The 18,585-nt window shown below is 43.5% G+C and carries 17 protein-coding genes and 1 other annotated feature; of the genes, 3 read left to right on the plus strand and 14 right to left on the minus strand.

Annotated features, from left to right (window positions below):
- Nucleotides 1-241: 241 nt before the first annotated feature.
- The 6 genes from mltG to alaS all read right to left on the minus strand — a co-directional run bounded on the left by mltG (nt 242) and on the right by alaS (nt 6,115).
- A complete protein-coding gene (gene mltG, locus FKZ59_RS03650; protein ID WP_141601436.1) occupies nt 242-1,360 on the minus strand; it encodes an endolytic transglycosylase MltG in 1,119 nt (372 codons plus the stop codon).
- Between the two features lie 236 nt (nt 1,361-1,596).
- A complete protein-coding gene (locus tag FKZ59_RS14665) occupies nt 1,597-2,109 on the minus strand; it encodes a DUF1292 domain-containing protein (protein WP_181733166.1) in 513 nt (170 codons plus the stop codon).
- Between the two features lie 120 nt (nt 2,110-2,229).
- Nucleotides 2,230-2,541, minus strand: a complete 312-nt coding sequence (locus FKZ59_RS03660) for a DUF1292 domain-containing protein (RefSeq protein WP_141601384.1) — start codon at nt 2,539-2,541, stop codon at nt 2,230-2,232.
- A gap of 110 nt (nt 2,542-2,651) precedes the next feature.
- Entirely contained in the window at nt 2,652-3,074 is a 423-nt protein-coding gene (ruvX, locus tag FKZ59_RS03665) for a Holliday junction resolvase RuvX (protein ID WP_141601385.1), read from the minus strand.
- Nucleotides 3,071-3,346: an IreB family regulatory phosphoprotein gene (locus tag FKZ59_RS03670; RefSeq protein ID WP_141601386.1), complete on the minus strand. Its 276-nt coding sequence runs from the start codon at nt 3,344-3,346 to the stop codon at nt 3,071-3,073. Before FKZ59_RS03670 ends, ruvX begins: the two co-directional genes overlap by 4 nt.
- Nucleotides 3,347-3,454: 108 nt before the next feature.
- Nucleotides 3,455-6,115, minus strand: coding sequence for an alanine--tRNA ligase (gene alaS, locus FKZ59_RS03675; protein ID WP_141601387.1), 2,661 nt, complete (start codon nt 6,113-6,115; stop codon nt 3,455-3,457).
- A 67-nt stretch (nt 6,116-6,182) separates the two neighbouring features.
- Nucleotides 6,183-6,424: a binding site (T-box leader), on the minus strand.
- Between the two features lie 140 nt (nt 6,425-6,564).
- Between alaS and FKZ59_RS03680 the strand changes: the two genes are divergently transcribed.
- Nucleotides 6,565-7,263: a TerC family protein gene (locus FKZ59_RS03680; RefSeq protein ID WP_141601388.1), complete on the plus strand. Its 699-nt coding sequence runs from the start codon at nt 6,565-6,567 to the stop codon at nt 7,261-7,263.
- 44 nt (nt 7,264-7,307) lie between these two features.
- Nucleotides 7,308-7,703 carry a retropepsin-like aspartic protease gene (locus tag FKZ59_RS03685; RefSeq protein ID WP_141601389.1) on the plus strand — a complete coding sequence of 132 codons (396 nt, stop codon included), beginning with the start codon at nt 7,308-7,310 and terminating at the stop codon, nt 7,701-7,703.
- 73 nt (nt 7,704-7,776) lie between these two features.
- On the opposite strand, the gene FKZ59_RS03690 is transcribed toward FKZ59_RS03685, so the two are convergent.
- A complete protein-coding gene (locus FKZ59_RS03690; RefSeq protein WP_141601390.1) occupies nt 7,777-8,547 on the minus strand; it encodes a sporulation protein in 771 nt (256 codons plus the stop codon).
- Nucleotides 8,548-8,784: 237 nt separating this feature from the next.
- Here FKZ59_RS03690 and FKZ59_RS03695 point away from each other — a divergent pair, with 237 nt between their 5' ends.
- On the plus strand, nt 8,785-9,219 hold the full coding sequence (locus FKZ59_RS03695) for an OsmC family protein (protein ID WP_141601391.1): 435 nt from the start codon (nt 8,785-8,787) through the stop codon (nt 9,217-9,219).
- Nucleotides 9,220-9,287: 68 nt separating this feature from the next.
- Here FKZ59_RS03695 and FKZ59_RS03700 read toward each other — a convergent pair whose 3' ends face one another.
- The 7 genes from FKZ59_RS03700 to arcA all read right to left on the minus strand — a co-directional run bounded on the left by FKZ59_RS03700 (nt 9,288) and on the right by arcA (nt 18,523).
- On the minus strand, nt 9,288-10,778 hold the full coding sequence (locus FKZ59_RS03700; protein WP_141601392.1) for a class I adenylate-forming enzyme family protein: 1,491 nt from the start codon (nt 10,776-10,778) through the stop codon (nt 9,288-9,290).
- A gap of 317 nt (nt 10,779-11,095) precedes the next feature.
- On the minus strand, nt 11,096-12,766 hold the full coding sequence (locus tag FKZ59_RS03705) for an acyl-CoA dehydrogenase family protein (protein ID WP_141601393.1): 1,671 nt from the start codon (nt 12,764-12,766) through the stop codon (nt 11,096-11,098).
- Nucleotides 12,763-14,268: a class I adenylate-forming enzyme family protein gene (locus tag FKZ59_RS03710; RefSeq protein ID WP_141601394.1), complete on the minus strand. Its 1,506-nt coding sequence runs from the start codon at nt 14,266-14,268 to the stop codon at nt 12,763-12,765. Before FKZ59_RS03710 ends, FKZ59_RS03705 begins: the two co-directional genes overlap by 4 nt.
- The gene (locus FKZ59_RS03715) at nt 14,265-14,651 is read right to left on the minus strand and encodes a MerR family transcriptional regulator (protein WP_141601395.1); all 387 of its coding nucleotides are present in this window, start codon (nt 14,649-14,651) and stop codon (nt 14,265-14,267) included. The genes FKZ59_RS03710 and FKZ59_RS03715 overlap by 4 nt, the downstream gene beginning before the upstream one ends.
- A 221-nt stretch (nt 14,652-14,872) precedes the next feature.
- A complete protein-coding gene (gene arcC / locus FKZ59_RS03720; RefSeq protein WP_141601396.1) occupies nt 14,873-15,817 on the minus strand; it encodes a carbamate kinase in 945 nt (314 codons plus the stop codon).
- A 15-nt stretch (nt 15,818-15,832) separates the two neighbouring features.
- Entirely contained in the window at nt 15,833-17,236 is a 1,404-nt protein-coding gene (gene arcD, locus FKZ59_RS03725; protein WP_141601397.1) for an arginine-ornithine antiporter, read from the minus strand.
- A 51-nt stretch (nt 17,237-17,287) separates the two neighbouring features.
- The gene (arcA, locus tag FKZ59_RS03730; RefSeq protein WP_141601398.1) at nt 17,288-18,523 is read right to left on the minus strand and encodes an arginine deiminase; all 1,236 of its coding nucleotides are present in this window, start codon (nt 18,521-18,523) and stop codon (nt 17,288-17,290) included.
- Nucleotides 18,524-18,585: the final 62 nt, after the last annotated feature.

Genomic DNA, 18,585 nt, shown 5'->3' on the forward strand with positions numbered 1-18,585 from the left:
TTTTCTCTCCTTCAGATGCTATATAAAAAAGAAAAAACCAAACATGTTGGCTTTATGATCATTCCCCTATGGAAAATCACATTTAATCATATCACGAAAATGAATGGAAAGCGAATAATCTTTACGATTTTCATCAAAAAAAGGTTCGATTTCATACTAACGTCTGAAATTCTTTGACTTATCAAATGAGAAAATAGCAGTTCAAACCATCGATGGTGAATACTGCTATTTTCCGGAACAATTATTCTTTTTTCTCTTTGTTGCCACTATTATTTATATATTTGCTCTTATTTTTTAAATGCTCTTCATATGTCTTCGCAAAGTGGTTGTTTCCTTCCTTGTCGGCCAAGAAATAAAGATATTCGGTATCCGTCGGATTTAATGCCGCTTCAATGGAAACGATGCCGGCATTGGCGATAGGTCCCGGCGGCAAGCCTGGATTTACATACGTATTATAAGGGTTTTTCACTTTTAAATCTTCATATAGCACCCGGTCTTTATGTTCGCCCAGAGCATATAAAACCGACGGGTCTGTTTGGAGAGGCATGCCGGCTTCCAACCGGTTATAGAATACGCTTGCGATCGTTTCCCGATCCGATTTTGCCGTCGCTTCCTCTTCCAACAGGGATGCGAACGTCAAAAGCGTATGGACGGTCATCTTCTTTTCGGCAATCAACGGTTTATATTCATTGATGACACTATTTGTTTTTTCAATCATTGGCAGTATAATGTCGTCCAAAGAAACGTCTTTTTCATAAAAAGAATATGTCGCGGGGAATAAATAGCCTTCCAACGGATAACGGATGTTTTCATTGAAGATTTCATCCGTTAACAAATCCGGATAAGCGGCCATTACGCCATTGATAAATTCTTCGTTGTTGACCCTCTCCATGAATTGTTCTTTCGTATAGTCGGTGCGCTTTTCGATAATGTTTCCGATCTGTTCTAATGTCATGCCTTCGGGGATTGTGATTTTAAAAACAGGTTCCCTGTAAACTTTCCCTGTTTTTAAGCTTTCCAGAATTTCATCCAGCGTCATGCTTGGCGTCATCGTATAATTGCCTGCCTGGAAGTTGGACTGGTTTTTAAATTTAGCATAATATTTAAATACGGTCGCATTTTTTATGATTCCATGTTCTTCCAGAATCTTTGAAATGGAAGAAATTCCGGAACCCATTGGAATTTCCACTTGTATTTGTTTTTCCGAATCCGGATCGACCGGCTTCAGAGCGCTTTTGATATATAATGTGCCAAAAATGCCGATAACGGCGATACAGGCTAAAACTATGACTGTGACCCTTGTTACAATTCGACGGACCACTTTACCTTCCTGTTTACGCTGCTTTATTTTATCCAACATCTCCTGGTCCACATATTTCCCTCCTATAATGTTTCATACATATGATATAAAATAATGGTAAGATTAACAATATTTAAATATCCCTTAGGCCTCCCGCATCCCTTTTCTATGTATTTTTACGTTTTTTCGCAAGAAAGGTTCGAACCCGGCCGCGCCTTACCGCTAAATGTAAGCGTCCTTCTGCGGTGATGTTCACAATGATTGCAGAAGAACGCTTTTTTACTTACGGACAGCCTTTATCGTTGAATCCGTTCAACGATTTCCTCTATTTTTTTCCATTCTTCCTCCGTTTCAATCGGAAATAGTTCTTCGATTCCCCCGTCCTCTGATTCCTCGAAGCTTGCCGCATATAGTTCGCCATTTTTTCCTTCATCCACTACCGTATAGACGACATATTTTTTTCCGGTCTCTTCAAGTTCAAAACGGTACATGATTTGGCATTCCACTTCGTTTCCGTCTTCATCTGTGGCGAAAAAAGTATTTTGTTCGTCCGTGAAAGCATCCACCAATGTGTTGTAGACTTCTTCCACCATATCCCATTCTTCTTCGCTTTCCAGATCCTGAAAATTCGACATCTCCAGATTTTCATCCGTTTCATAGCGGACAGCGGAAATTTCCCCTGTATCATTTCCGTTTTCATCCAATATGGAATAGATACAATAAGAGTGATCATCCGTATCAAATGTAAACAACACCTTGCATGTTTTGATTCCTTCTTCTGTTTCCAATGTAAATAATGGCTGGTCCATAATTTCCTCCTGATCCATTTTCGATTTTGAGTAATAGTTTGTGGAATGTAGAATATAAAATGATTTTTTCGGGGCAAAAAGCAAGAAAAAAGTAGGCAAGAGACTGCCTACTCTTTCCAATTAATCCTCATCTTCTTCCTCTTCGAATTCTTCCTCCAAAGAGTGGATGACTTCTTCAATCATATCCCATTCTTCTTCCGTTTCAATCGGGAACAATTCCCCTTCTTCCCCATTTTCGCCGGGGATGAAGGAAGAAGCGAAGATTTCGATTTGACCTTCTTCATCTTCCTCTGCACCGACTGGGGTATATAATACATAGGACTTTCCAAATTTCTCCGAATCAAATGTATGAATGACTTCACAAAGCTGTTCGTTTCCGTCTTCATCAATGACGGTAATTTGTCTTTCTTCGAACTCATGATTATGTGCCATGTTGGCCACCTCTTTCTAACAGATTAAGGAAATCTATATCATCCCCGACAAATTGTCTTAAGGACAGTATGAATCAATCTTGCATTTATCTATTCACCCAATTTGGGATGTCACCGGAAGGATCTGCTGTCTAAATACCCCTCCAAAATCATGACAGCCGCCATTTTATCAATCACTTTTTTTCTTTTTTTCCGGCTGACGTCCGCTTCGATCAGCATCCGTTCGGCCGCCATCGTGGTTAACCTTTCGTCCCAAAGAGTGACTGGCAAGTTGAACGTTTCTTCCAACAGTTTTTTATATTTTTCCGAAGCTTCTCCCCGGGGGCCAACGGTATTGTTCATATTCTTTGGATATCCCACCACAAATTCGGTAACCCCATACTCTTCTACCAGTTCTTTAATCCGTTCTAACCCGAATTCGCCCGCTTCCTCATCTATATGAATCGTTTCAATCCCTTGGGCCGTCAATCCCAATGGATCGCTGATTGCTATGCCAATCGTTTTTGCACCGACATCTAAACCCATTATCCTCATTCTGATTTATCCTCTTTATGATGTTTGATATAGAATTTTACAAGTTCCTCCAAAATTTCGTCGCGTTCAAGTTTGCGGATTAAATTTCGTGCATCTTGATGGCGAGGAATATATGCCGGATCACCAGATAACAGGTACCCCACAATTTGATTCGTCGGATTATATCCTTTTTCTTCAAGAGCAGAGTACACTTTTAACATGACTTGCTTGACTTCTTCTTCCATTGATTCTTCCGGAAAACTAAATTTCATCGTTTGATCGAACGAACTCAAGACCAGCACCTCGCTTTCAGAAATAAGGGGTTGGACAGGAAATTCCAGCTCCATTTCCTTTATTATAACTGATACAATGAGCAGGCGAAATAGATTTATTCCCTAGTTTTAAATAGATTTTACGTAATCATATACAGATTGGAGGGCTTCTTCAAGTTTGGAAGCATCTTTTGCGCCGGCCATCGCCATATCAGGTCTTCCGCCGCCCTTGCCGCCGCATTTTTCGGCAACGGATTTTACAATATTTCCTGCATGATACTCTTTTCCGGCAATATCTTTTGTGACGCCCGCACAAAGCATCACTTTGCCGTCATGCACAGCCCCAAGGACAATGACCGCTTTTTCCAGCTTCATTTTTAAGTCATCCATCATTTGGCGAAGCTGATTATTATCTTTTGCTTCAACCCGTGTAGACAATACGGTAATATCCCCGATTTTTTGCGCCGCATCCAAGACGCTTGCTGCTTCAAGGTTTGCCAATTTTTGTGACAATGATTCATTTTCGCGTTGAAGTTCTTTAAACTCCCCTTGCAATCCTTGAATTCGCATCACCAAATCTTTTGGATTTGATTTAAATTGGGCAGCCGCTTCTTGCAGGATTCTTTCTTCTTCTTTCACCGCAAAGTAAGCGCCTTTTCCTGTCACGGCTTCAATGCGTCTTACCCCTGCACCGATTCCGCCTTCGGAAACGATTTTAAATAATCCTATTTCAGAAGTGCGGTTGACATGCAGACCGCCGCAAAGCTCGATGGAATAATCGCTGACTTGTACCACGCGCACGATATCTCCGTACTTTTCACCGAAGAGCGCCATTGCCCCGAGCGCTTTTGCTTCTTCCAGCGGCATTTCTTCGATGACCACTTCAATATCTTCCCAAATTTTTTCATTGACGATGCGCTCAATTTGTTCCAATTCTTCTTTTGTGACTTGTCCAAAGTGCGTAAAGTCGAAGCGCAGACGATCCGGACCTACATAGGAACCTGCCTGATTAGCGTGTTCGCCCAATACATCTTTCAACGCCCGGTGCAATAAGTGCGTAGCCGTATGGTTTTTCACAATCAGCTTACGCTCTTCTTGATTCACTTTCGCTTTTACTTTGTCATTGATGCGCATTTCCCCTGACTCAACGACCACTGTATGAAGATGTTGTCCGTTTGGCGCAAGTTGGACGTCTTTGACTACCGCTCTGAATGCGTCGCCTTCAAGGATTCCGGTATCTGCAATCTGGCCCCCCATTTCCGCATAGAATGGCGTTTCGGCCAAAATGACAAACGCTTCTTCCCCTTCCGATGCCATATCCGCCTGTTGGCCGTTTGCCACTATCGCAGCAACCGTTGTATCGCATTCCGCCACTTCATATCCGACAAAGACTGATGGCACTGTCAAATTTGTCAACACTTCATTTTGCACTTGCATGGAATCAACGTCGGCACGCGCGCTTCTTGCACGTTCCCGCTGTTTCTCCATCTCTTTTTCGAATCCTTCTTCATCAATCGTCATGCCGTGCTCTTCCGCATATTCTTTTGTCAATTCAACCGGGAAACCATACGTATCATATAAACGGAAGACATCTTCACCCGGAATTTCAGTAAGACCCAATTTTTTCTCCCGCTCAACCACTTCATTTAAAATTTCAAGACCGGCATCCAACGTTTCCAAGAAACGGATTTCTTCATTTTTCACTACCCGTTGGATGAATTCACAATTTTGGCTCACTTCCGGATAGAAGTCTTTCATGATTTCTCCTACCACCGGAACGAGTTCGAACATGAACGGCTTCTCAATGCCGATTTGTCTTGCATAACGGACCGCGCGGCGAAGCAAACGGCGGATAACATAGCCGCGTCCTTCGTTGGATGGCAGAGCACCGTCCCCGATCGCAAAGGCGACTGTGCGGATATGGTCTGCAATGACTTTGAATGGTGTATTAATATCTTCCTTATTATTGAAGATTTCTTTCAAATCGATTTCCCCTGGCCGTTTATAACGGCGGTTGGCAAACTCCTCGATTTTTTCAATGATAGGCATGAACAAATCTGTATCAAAGTTTGTCGGTACGTTTTGCACAACGGAAGCCATCCGTTCAAGTCCCATGCCGGTATCGATGTTTTTCTTAGGCAGCGGCGTATAGGTGCCGTCAGGATTATGATTGAATTGGGAGAACACCAGATTCCAGATTTCTAAATAGCGTTCATTTTCTCCGCCCGGGAACAATTCCGGATCGTTTGGATCATTGCCGTATTCCGGACCACGGTCATAGAAAATTTCCGAGTTCGGACCGGATGGACCTTCCCCGATATCCCAGAAGTTTCCTTCAATGCGGATGATGCGTTCTTCCGGCAATCCGATTTCATTTTTCCAAATGTCATAAGCTTCTTCATCTTCCGGATGAATTGTAACGGAAAGCTTTTCCGGATCGAATCCCATCCATTTGGGATCTGTTAAAAATTCCCACGCATAATGGATCGCTTCCCTTTTAAAATAATCCCCGATGGAGAAGTTTCCTAACATTTCGAAAAAAGTATGGTGGCGGGCTGTTTTTCCTACATTTTCAATATCATTTGTGCGGATCGATTTTTGGGCATTTGTAATTCTTGGATTTTCAGGAATTTCACGGCCGTCAAAATATTTTTTCAACGTCGCCACCCCTGAATTGATCCAAAGAAGGGACGGGTCATTGACTGGAATCAATGAAGCGGATGGTTCAATTTTATGGCCTTTTTCAACAAAAAAGTCTAAAAATTTGCGACGAATCTCTGCTGCTTTCATTCGTTTAAACCTCCTGTATTGTTCCTCCTGAATTTTTTTCGCCAAAATGAAAAAAGTCTTCATCCCGGTAAGGGACGAAGACGGATATTTCGCGGTACCACCCTTGTTACAGTTTCCATCGAACCCGCTGCAGGATGAATTACAGCCATTGGAAACTGTCACTCTGGCCACTGTAACGTAAGTGAACGGCAGGGATTAGCTGCACTCTGGAGTAGCTTTCCGCTATTGCCGCTGTGGAGATTCTTTCAGCCCAAGGAATCCCTCTCTTTGCACTTGGCAAAAACGTACTTTCTCCTTCATCGTGTTCCCGATTTTCCATTTTGTTATATTCTCAGTAAATTATATGAAAACCGAAAAATCATGTCAATAAATATAGCAAACGTACCACACTTCTTAATAAGCGGATTCGTTCATATACTGTCCAAAAACAGACGGATAGGGGAGCAGGAATGGAAAATTTGTCTTTGGAATTTTACACCGCACTGATGTCCATTATCTTCATTGATCTTGTGCTGGCAGGAGACAATGCCTTATTGATCGGAATGGTGGCAAAAAATCTTCCGTCAAAGCAGCAAAAGAAGGTTATTGTAGCGGGCACTATTGCCGCCATTTTGATGCGCATCCTCTTTACGCTGCTTGCCGTGAAATTGCTGGAACTCGACGGATTGTTGCTGATTGGCGGCGTGATGCTGGTGTACATTGCGATAAAGTTGCTGGTTTCAGAAGAAAACACCGGCATTCGTCCAGCCTCGAAAACCTTTTTGGGCGCCGTTTGGACAATCATGCTGGCCGATTTTTTGATGGGCATCGACAATATAATCGCCATTGCCGGTGCATCGTCCGGAAACATGCTGCTTGTCGTCATCGGACTTTTAATCTCAATCCCTATTATTGTGTGGGGAAGCACCATCGTTATTCGCATTATCGAAAAATTCCCTGTGGTGATATATTTGGGAGCCGCCATCCTTGCCTGGACCGCATCGAAAATGATCATCCGGGACGCTTATGTGCAGCCCTTTCTTACAAATCCGTTGCCAATTTTGCTGTTTCAAATTTTATTAATTTTGATCGTCGTTTTGATCGGCTTTATTTTGCGTCATCTGAACCGGGAAGCGATCAAGAAATACAAATTCCAGCCATTCAAATAATGTTCCAAAATTTTTAAACAGGAATGAAAGCGGAGGGATATCCTGTGCAACTGATTTTTGAAAATGGCTTGCTACTTTCTACCATCGAAATTTGTTATAAAGGAAAAAGAAAATGCTTGAACCGGGTTGCGATTGATTCCGGCTCCTCCCATTCCTTCATCGACATCGACTCGGTGCAGGATTTGGGAGTTGCCTTTGAAAATGGAGATCCCATCGTCCGCCACTTTGGAATTGGCGGATCGGAATACAGTTTTTCAAAAATCCTGGATTATGTAAAAATAGGTGAAAAAACTTTCCATAAAGTTCCGGTCGATTTTGGCCCTTTGCGGGAATGGGATATTCATGGGCTGATTGGACTTGATATTTTAAAATCCGGGGAGTTTTTATTAGATTTGAAACATTTGAAATTAATAACGATGGATGAAAGAAAATTGGCTTAAAAAATTATAGTAGTACAGGCAAATTGTCTGTACTACTATTTGTATTTGGTGAACAACCCCTATTAAATAACTTTTACGCATATCTCGAGATTACTTCTTGCAGTCTCTGTTCGACGCGGCCGAGATCCGCTTCCGTAATGGTCAGCCGAACGTGGCTTTCATCCACATCCAACATTTCCGCAAACAATCCGCCCAGCCCTCTGGCTTTTCTGTCCACTTCGAGCAGCAATTCCACCGCCCCTTCCCGCTGGGACAAGAAAGCGATTTCCAACTCATCCAACCGTCCTCTGAAAGGACCTGCAACCGGCACAAATTCGAATTCTTGGACAAACGGATAATTTCTTTGGAAACGGTATGATACATGTTCGTTTTCAGCCTTCCGAAGGCGGAATCCCAAATTCTGCGCGGCATCCAATACGGCCAAAGCCATTTTGGACGGACGGACTTCGATATAATCTTTGTCGGTTGAATCCACGCCGCTCTGGATGTCCAGCTCCGTCTTTACCCATACCCTTGAATTTCCGACGGTAGCCGGGGTATCCACCGGCAATTTGAAAGAAAATGGGATGATTTTCGTTTCATTTGAGCGAATGATAAAAGGATTGCAAATTTTGAATTTATGGAAAGCATATGGAACAGAAACTTTCCGATCATCCACTTCTTTAACATACGTTGTATACAATGTTAAATAAATGGTGTTGATTTGTTGATCGACATTTCCCCCATAAACTTCCACTTCGCCCTGAATCGTTTCCCCGGCATAATAGGAAGCTCTCTCCAGCTTTGTATCCACTTTTGCCGATCCTATTCCAATGGTGGCCAACATTTTATTGAAGAACGACATATATAACTCCCCTTACCGCCAAAATTTTTCTTTCCTTCATACGAATGTATGCCGAATAATGTTTCAAAAATCATATTGATTTTTTATATACGAAAAATTTCAAATCATTTTCATATTGTCAGAACACGATTCCAAAAACGAGCTTTTCACTCTGTAAAGCTAAAAACTTGAATCCAAATTAGAAAGGAAATATAATGTAAAAAACCTAGTAAAAATATTAGATTAGGAGGTATTGGAATGGGAACTTATAAAGTTACCGTAGAATTGAACGACCAAAAACAAGCCGTAGTAAAAGCACGTGACCAACAAATCATTTCGGATACAATTCCGCAATTTGGCGGAACAGGCGAAGGAGTTACGCCACCCGAATTGTTGATTGGCGCATTAGGCGCCTGCCAATTGATTACGGCAAAATTGTATGCGAAAAAATTTGGCGTTGATCTTCAACATCTGGCAATCGAGCTGGAAGGGACATCGGAAAAACCGGATGGAACCGTTGGGCTTATTCCGCAAATCAAAGTGAATACAGTGGTTGAATCCAATTCACCGGAAGAGAAAGTACGCGAATTTTTGGAATTTGTTGAGAAAAACTGCTTAATCGCCAATACCCTTTTAAACCAAATTCAAATATCCCGGGAACATGTTACAGTGAAAAAACCGGTTGTGAAGTAATGAAAAATGCAGCCTTGGATTTTTCGGGCTGCATTTCCCTTAATGGACCGGGCATGTTCCCCCTCTTCCTATACAGATTCTTTCTTTGGACGCAACATATGTTTCAACACTTTTCCGGAAGCATTTCTTGGAAGCTGGTCCAGTTCTTCAATTTCTGCCGGCACTTTATATTTGGCAAGTTTAGTCAAACAGTAATTGATAATTTCTTCTGCTGAGAGGGATTTTCCCTTTTTAAACACGATGTACGCTTTAGGCACTTCACCGTACACTTCATGAGGAACTCCGACAACAGCTGCTTCCAAAATTTCAGGAATTTGATATAACACTTCTTCCACTTCAACCGGGTAAATATTTTCGCCTCCGCGGATGATCATATCCTTTTTCCGGTCGACGATATATAAAAATCCTTCTTCATCGAATTTCCCTAAATCTCCTGAATACAGCCAGCCATCCCGGATTGTTTTGGCCGTCTCTTCTGGATTTTTTAAATATCCCTTCATCACCTGCGGACCCTTCACGCAAATTTCGCCCACTTCCCCGACCGGAACTTCTTCGCCATTCGGACCAACAAGCTTGATTTGCGTATTTTTCAACGGCTTCCCGACAGAACCGATTTTATGCAGAGCATGCTCATCGGTCAAGGACGACGCGGCAGGGGTATTTTCTGTTTGTCCATACAAATTTTGCACTTTTACATTTGGAAACGCATCTTTTAATCTTTTTACAAGTTCATATGGCATTGGCGCAGCGCCATAGCAGAATAATCGTAAATTTTGAAAATTATATTCCCCGATTTCCGGTTTATTCAAGAGGATGGTGTACATTGCAGGAACACCGAAAAAGATGGTCGCTTCCGTTTCCACAAGATTTCTTAATGTCCGATCAGGCGAAAAGGCTTCTTCTATGACAACGGTTCCACCCTTGTACAAAGTCGGCACGGCAAACACATGAAGTCCCGCGCAATGGAAGAGCGGCGTACATATATAAGTCCGGTCCTTTTCCGTCAGTTTCATCGAATCGGACCAAATTTTCGCCGTTTCAATCACATTGTTGTGTGTGAGCATAACCCCCTTTGGTTTTCCGGTTGTTCCGGATGTATACATGACAACGGCCGTTTCTTCACCCTCATTTGGAACTCGATTAAAATCGGTATTATTCCCTCTAAGGATTTTTTTAATTTCGGTAGAGGAAATGACGTGTTCAAAACGGTGAACCGTTTGCCTGATGGTCTCTTCAATTTCTTCGTCAAAAAATAGAGCTTTTGCTTCAGAATGTTGGAAAATATAATCCACTTCCGGTGGCGCAAGTTTCGTATTCACCGGCATAATCGTTAATCCGGCCAATTTTGCGCCTAAATAGACCGGCAAGAATAAATCCGTATTGAGCATAAATTGGGCGATGATATCGCCTTTTTTATAGCCCTTGTTTTGAAGATAGGCGGCAACCTTCTTCGCATTTTCATACAATTCTCCATAGGTCATCGTTGTGTTTTCAAAAATGATCGCTTCCTTGGAAGGTTGTTTTAATGCATGTTTTTCCACAATGTCTGTAACAAACATATCCCCAATCCCCCATTTCAGTGCCTGGAGCACTTTTATTTTTCGAATATTCAGACAACTGTATTCAGTATTATTTTATCAATGAAATATATTTGCGTAAACGAGAAATTATGTGTTTATTAAAGAAATTTCAACCATTAATTTATCATAATCTAATAAAGAGTTTTTCCGGGGGTTTATTCACTTACAAACCTGAGTTCATGGCGCACGGATCCGGCAAACCGCATGTTCATATTATAAAAATTCAGTGTCATTAAAGTGGAGCGGAAAGGAAAATTCTCATCCTAAATCTCCATCCGCTCCATTTGAACTTGCACCTATACCACATCATTAAAATACAATACTGTCTTCATGGGATCTCCCAATTTCCGCAGTTTCCAAGTATCTTCCAAATAGATGTCTGCCAGCTTTTCATATTTCCCTCCGTAACGGTCCGCCCATTCGACAGCCACGACACTCTCATACATCCATGCCAGCTTTTGGGAGATGCCTTTGCCCTCATAAGTTTGCGTTTCATCATCCAGGGACACGAATTTTTCCAAATCCTCCGAAAGTTCCATAAGCTTTTCCGACACAATTTCCTTCAGCTTCGAATCCTTCGCTTTTTTCAAACGCTGTTTCATTTCATCGATAAATAATTCATGGGCTTTGTATTTTTTAAATAGGCGGATCACTTCCAATGCCAGGATATTTGCTGTTCCTTCCCAAACGGTGAGCACTTGGGCATCCCTCAATAGTCTTGGCGTTACAAAATCTTCAATGTACCCATTGCCGCCATGAAGTTCAATCGCTTCATGGGCAAAACGGATGGCCTGCTCGGCCGTTTCTTTCTTCATGATCGCGATGTTCAACCGGTTCAAAACGATATCCCGGTCTGTTCCTTCACCGCCTGCCACCCGATCATACAAACGAATCATGTCAAACAGCGTCGCCACTTCGGCGTGCAGCTTGGAAGCCATTTTAGCCAAAGAGTCCCGTATCATCGGATAATTCGTCAGTCTTTGGCCGAATGCCTCGCGGTTGGAAACATAATATTTGGATTCCAATAATGCTCTCCTCATGATTCCCACTGAAGCGACCGCATTGCAGATTCTCGATAAATTCAACGCCTCCAGCATGTAGTAGATGCCTTTTTTCGGATCACCCACCACATAGGCGATGGATCCGTCAAATTCAACTTCGCCGGATGGCACGGCACGGACACCCAATTTATCTTTCAAGCGCCGTATGCGCAGATGATTGAGCGAACCGTCTTCCTTTCTCCAAGGCACTGCAAACAAAGTGAGCCCTTTTGTGCCTTCCGGAGCCCCCGGCATCCGGGCCAGCACCATGGCAACACCGCACATTCCCGCATTGGAGGCAAAATATTTCTCGCCGTATAACCGGTAATGGGTTCCGTCAAATCTTGCTTCAAGAATATTCGCCCCCACATCGGAACCTCCCTGCCGCTCAGTCAAGAAAGTGGCTCCTTCATACAACTCCACTTCACCCGTTGAACATACATGCGGCAAAAATTTCGCCTTCAACTCTTCATCCGCATAATGGTCCAGCAAATACGCCGTTGCCATTGTCAAAGTAACAGGACAATAAAAGCCCGGTTCCGCATGGGACAACAAATAACCTTGTGCAAAGCTGTAAACATAATTGCCCTTTCTTCCCAGCTGCGGAATTTCTTTATGCACATAGCCGACTATTCCGGTGTTGTACGTTTGTTCTACGGTCTTTTTGTATCCTTCATTCACCCAAATTTCCGATACTTCTTCTCCGTATTTGTCGTAGCGGATCAGGCGGGGCTCCCCTTCCCGGTCCGTATGCTTTGCCCGCGCATCAATCTCGCCGCATACCAGCGCCCCGAAGTCTGCCAGTTTTTCCAACGCATATTCATAAAACTCTTCATCAAGCATTTGTTCCAATATTTTTTGCAATGTATCATCGCTTGAGAAAAAGTTTGTCTCTTTTTCTGCCACCACATTTTGCAGCACTTTCATTCTACCATCGCCTGCACTTTCAATTGTTGTTTTAAAATTTTTCCGGATGCATTTCTCGGAAGCGCTTCCACTTGTTCGTACAGCCTCGGCACTTTATATTTGGCAAGATGCTCCGATAAATACGCTTTCAATGCTTCCACGTCAATTGGCGTTTTAGCGGCAAACACCGCTTTCACCGTTTCCCCCCATTCGGGATGCGGGACTCCGATGACCGCCACTTCATGAATTCCTCCAAACTCCAAAATCCGGTCTTCGATTTCTTTCGGATAAATATTGACGCCCCCGGAAATAATGACGTCTTTTTTCCGATCAACCACCCAAATATACCCATCTTCATCGCAGCGGGCCAAATCGCCTGATTTCAGCCACCCGCCGATAAATGCCTGTTTCGTTGCTTCTTCATCCCGATAGTAGCCGACCATGTTTCCTTCGCCATATAGTACAATTTCCCCTATTTCGCCGACTTTGACGTCTTCCCCGTTTTCATTCACAATGCGGATTTCCGTTCCGAAGGCCGCCCGCTTTCCGATGCTGCCCGCTTTATCTTTGTGTTCATATCCGAATAGAATTGTCCCGCTTGGCCCTGCTTCCGTTAAACCATATACGCAAGTCAAATTATCCGTTTTGAACGCCTGTTGTATATGGCGCACTTCTTTTTCGGATAACGGCGCCCCGCCATAAATCCACCATTTCATGGAAGACAGATCGGCCGTTTGCAATTTAGGATGGGATGCCGTAACCAAATAGGCAACCGGCGCTCCGAAGAAGTGGGTTGTTTTTTCCTTTTCCACCATGTCAATAAGTAAATCTGGCGTGAAAGTAGGTGTGAGTACGTTTGTTGCCCCTACCAGCACGGCGGACATCAGGAATAAATGCAGTGGAGCCGAGTGTGTCAGCGGCATCATCAGCAACATCCGGCTTTCCGGCTTCACTTCCATTTCTATGGCAATCATATGGGCAACCGCCAATATATTGCGATAGGTGAACAAAACGCCTTTTGGCTTCCCAGTTGTTCCGGATGTATAAAGGATCGTAGAATAATCGTCTTCTTTCAACAGACAGCTGATTTCTGCGTTATCCGACTTTTCGATCAGCCCGTTATAGTCAAGCCACCCTTCTTTTTCGGCACCGGTTTTGATTTTGATTTCGACATTTTGGAGATTTTCGACGGATGCAAAGACCGCTTCATGTACAATGATGGCTTTTGCTTGGGCATGATCCGCCACATATTCCACTTCCGGTAAGGTGAATTTGGCGTTCACCGGCACGACAATGGCGCCAATACGTTGGACGGCAAAATAACTTACGACAAATTCCAATACATTCGGCATGAAGATGATGACTTTATCCCCCTGTTGGATGCCCAGCCCTAGCAAAGCATTGCCCAACCGGTTAACCTGCTCGTCCAATTCTTTATACGTCACCCGCCGGCCTTGGCAAATCACCGCCTCGTTCTTTGGATATTTGCGCGCATTTCTGGCCAATAGCATTGAACTATTCATGTGACATCCTCCCCCTTTAATTTTGCCAGTTTTTCGGTAAATGACGAATGCAGCTCCACCAATTCCCTTTTCAATTGGGTCAGCTCCTTAATTTTTTCTTCAATTTCTTTGATTTTCTGTTCACCGTATTCCACGGTTTTTTCCAGTTGCTTAATGCCTGTACGGTCACGATCAAAGAGCAGTATCATCTCCTTTATTTCATCCAGTGAAAAGCCGTATCTTTTGCCGCGCATGATAAGTTTCAATTTGGCAATTTCTTTTTTTGAAAAGGTGCGTAAATTGGAATGGGTGCGATTTGGTGAAAGCAGTCCAATTTCTTCATAATATCTCAGGGTTCTTGGTGTGATATTGAATTCCTTTGCCACTTCCTGTATCGTTTTCATCCCTTTCACCCCCGAATTTGGCTATATTGTATCATTGACGTTAACGTAAACATCAAGTGAATTTGTTAAATTTTTTGAATATTTATAATCTTGAATTTCAATTAATATATTACCTTTTTTTCAGTTTGATAGACAAAAAATAAGCGGCAGCAATGAGCCGCCGCTTCCTTTTTCCTTGGAAAACATGTGCAGTTTTTGATCAGCCGGGGCGGCCCCAATTGTCATGGTTCAACAATGGTTCCGGCCTGCCCCTCCAGCGCATCGAGCGCTTTGTCCAAAGAGGTGATGATGGAAATCCTTCCCGGTTTCGATTCCACAAATTTGATTGCCGCCTCCACTTTTGGAAGCATGCTGCCTTCTTCGAAATGGCCTTCCTCAATAAATTTCTTCAATTCGCCTGTTGTCACGCTTCTGAGGGGCCGCTGATCCGGACGGCCAAAATTCAGAAATACATGATCCACATCCGTCAAAATCAGCAGAATGTCCGCATTGATCAATTCCGCCAGTTTTTCCGCCCCCAAATCTTTGTCAATCACCGCTTCCACTCCGACATATTTATGGTCTTCCCTTATAACCGGGATGCCTCCCCCTCCCGCGCAAATGACAATGAAATCCATATTGACAAGCTTTGCAATAACATTGTGTTCAATGATGTTCATTGGCTGCGGGGATGGCACCACTTGCCGCCAACCTCTTCCAGGAAACTCCCGATACACTGCGCCGGTCTGCTTCATTAGTTGCTGCGCTTCTTCCCATGTATAATATGGTCCAATCGGTTTTGTCGGATTTTCAAAGGCCGGATCATGCGGATCCACTTCTGTCCTTGTAATGATGGATGCCACGTCTTTTTCGATTTCCTGCTCCCTCAACGCATCATCCAATTCCTTTTCGATCCAGTAGCCGATCATCCCCTGGCTCATGGCTCCGCAAGTATCCAATGACATTGGGGGAATCCCCTTTGTTCCGGCTATTTTTTGTTGCAATAAAATGTTGCCAACTTGTGGACCGTTCCCATGGGTAATCACCATTTGATGGCCCAGTTTCTCAATTTCCACCAATAAGGAAACGGTCTTCCGTATGGCCTGTCGCTGGGCCTCTTCCGAACCGTCCCCAATCTGAATGGCATTGCCTCCTAATGCGATGACCACTTTCTTTTGTTCCTTCACCTGCTCCACATCCCATCAGAAATCAATTTTTCCTGTGAAAATTTCCGCTAATGCAACAACCGCAAGAATCACGAAAATGATCATCAATGCAATCTCGAACGCCGTATCTTTCCGGGTGACGCCATATTCCTTCTGGGTGTATTTATAAATTAAAATGCCCGGTGCATATAGCAGCATGGTCAGCAACAAATAATCCAGCCCGCCTGCATAAACGAGCCAAATTGTGTAGATGCTGGCGATGATGCCGATGATGAATTGTTTTCTGTTTTCCTTAATAGAAACCAGCTTCACCTGATAGAATGCCGATAACATATAAGGTATGAGTATGGCGGAAGAAGCCAGGCTGAACATAAAATTGTATGCTTTGTCCGTAAAGAGCAAGGTAATCAAGAAAACTTGCACCAAACCGTTTGTCAGCCACAGGGAATTTACCGGGGCCTTATTGATGTTTTCCTTTGCCAGCCATTTTGGGAACACCCGGTCCTTTGCGGCTTCATAGGGCAATTCCGCGGCAAACAGCGTCCAACTCAGCCAGGCTCCCAATATGGAAATGATCAATCCCATGTTAATGAATACAGCTCCCCATTTTCCCACCACCGCTTCGAATACATAGGCCATGGTCGGGGTTGGAAGTGCCGCAAGTTCTTCCCTTGTCATTACCCCCATCGAAACGATTGTAATGAATACATAAATCAATAAAACGCTGATTAAGCCGATGACTGTCGCTTTACCGACATCCGATTTGCTTTTTGCCCTTGCCGACATGACAACGGCCCCTTCCACTCCGATAAATACCCATAACGTCACAAGCATCGTGCTTTTCACCTGGGAAGCGACACTGGACCAGGAGAATCCTCCGCTGCCCCAAAATTCAAAGGTAAATTTGTCAATGTTAAAGAAGAAGAGGGTAATCAGGATAAACAGGAAAATCGGTATCACTTTGCAGATTGTCGTAATGGTGTTAATAAAAGCCGCGGAGTGTACGCCCCGGAGCACAAGAAAATGAACGCCCCATAATAATACCGATGCCCCGATAATGGAAGCGACATTTTGCCCTCCCTCAAAAACCGGAATAAAGTAACCGATGGAAGACATGACAAGCGTCGCATAGGCAATGTTTCCGAGCCAGGCAGACAGCCAATATCCCCACGCACTGCTGAATCCTAAAAATGGTCCGAACCCTTCTTTGGCATAGCTATAAATCCCGCTGTCCAAATCCGGCTTATGAATGGATAGATATTGAAAGGCAAGTCCCAGCGCAACAATCCCGATGCCGGTAATGATCCAACCAATCAGGATGGCGCCGGCATTGGCACCGAGAGCCATATCACCGGCCAAGTTGAATGCGCCGCTGCCAATCATTGAACCGACAACTAGCGCGATTAATGCAAACAGCCCCAATTGTTTTGATTCCTTCATTTTAAGGCACCTCACTTGGAAAGGGAGCATAAACCTGCCCACTTTCATTTTTTATTCCAGATCTTTTCTTACCAACGGCATGCTCATGCAGCGTGGCCCTCCCCTGCCCCGCGATAATTCCGAACTCGGCACTTCAATCACTTCTATTCCATTTTCTCTTAATAATTGATTCGTCACATAGTTTCGGTCATAGGTGATGACTTTTCCCGGCGCAATCGCCAAAGTATTGGAACCGTCATTCCATTGTTCCCGGGGACCTGCGATGATGTCGCCTCCTCCGCATGGAATCAACAAAATTTCTTTAAGTTCCAAGACTTCCTTCAACGTTTCCAACAGATTGGTTTTGTGGGCAATATTCAATGTTTCCGGATCTGATCCTTGTCCAAGGACGTAAATATCCATTTCACCATTTGAATCCTGGATGGCGGAATGAATGGTAAATTTATCAACATCAATCATCGTAAAGACTGTATCCAGATGCATATAAGCACGGCTCTTCGGGATTTCGACAGCGAGGACGCGTTTGACGGAATTTTGGTTGTTGAAAAGATTTAAGGCAAAACGTTCGATGGATTTGGCAGCAGTGCGGGCGCTGATGCCGATGGCGATCGTATCTTTGGACAATACAAGCACATCGCCGCCTTCCAATGGGTAATCGAAGTCACGGTTGAACCAGATGGGGATTTCCTGATTTTTAAAGCGGGGGTGATAGTTCACAATATAATCGATGAAAAGGGATTCACGTTGTCTCGCGGGTTCCCTCATTTTATTGATGGCCAAACCGTTGCCCACTACGGCTGCAGGATCTCTTGTAAAATAGAGGTTCGGCATCGGGTCCAGATAAAATGGATAATGGCTTGTGAGGATTTCATATAAATGTTTTTTCTTGATGTGTTCGATTTCATCTTTGCGTACTCCGGCAATGATTTTTTTGATCATTTCGGGAGTGTCGAAGGACAACAAATACTCCGAAATGACATAGAACGAATCATCGACGGAAATCTTTGATTCGGTCAAAATGTCATGCACAAATTGTTCCTTGATTTCTTCCGAATGCAAAGCTTCGGAAAGCAAATCCGTCAAATAGAGAACTTCAATTTCATTTTCACGCAAAGTTTCCGCAAAAACATCGTGTTCTTTTTGAATGATCGGCAAATAGGGTATATCGTCGAAAAGAAGACGCTGCAAATATTCCGGTGTCAAATTTTCCACTTCCTCTCCCGGACGATGAAGCAGCACTGTCTGAAGTTTTCCGATTTCCGATGTAACATTTACCGCATTTTTCATTGAGATCCGCCTCCGGTATCGCTTCCATACGAAATAGAAGCTGATATTTTTAGAAATTACGT

Source organism: Ureibacillus terrenus (genome assembly GCF_006569205.1).
GTDB classification, from domain to species: domain Bacteria; phylum Bacillota; class Bacilli; order Bacillales_A; family Planococcaceae; genus Ureibacillus; species Ureibacillus terrenus.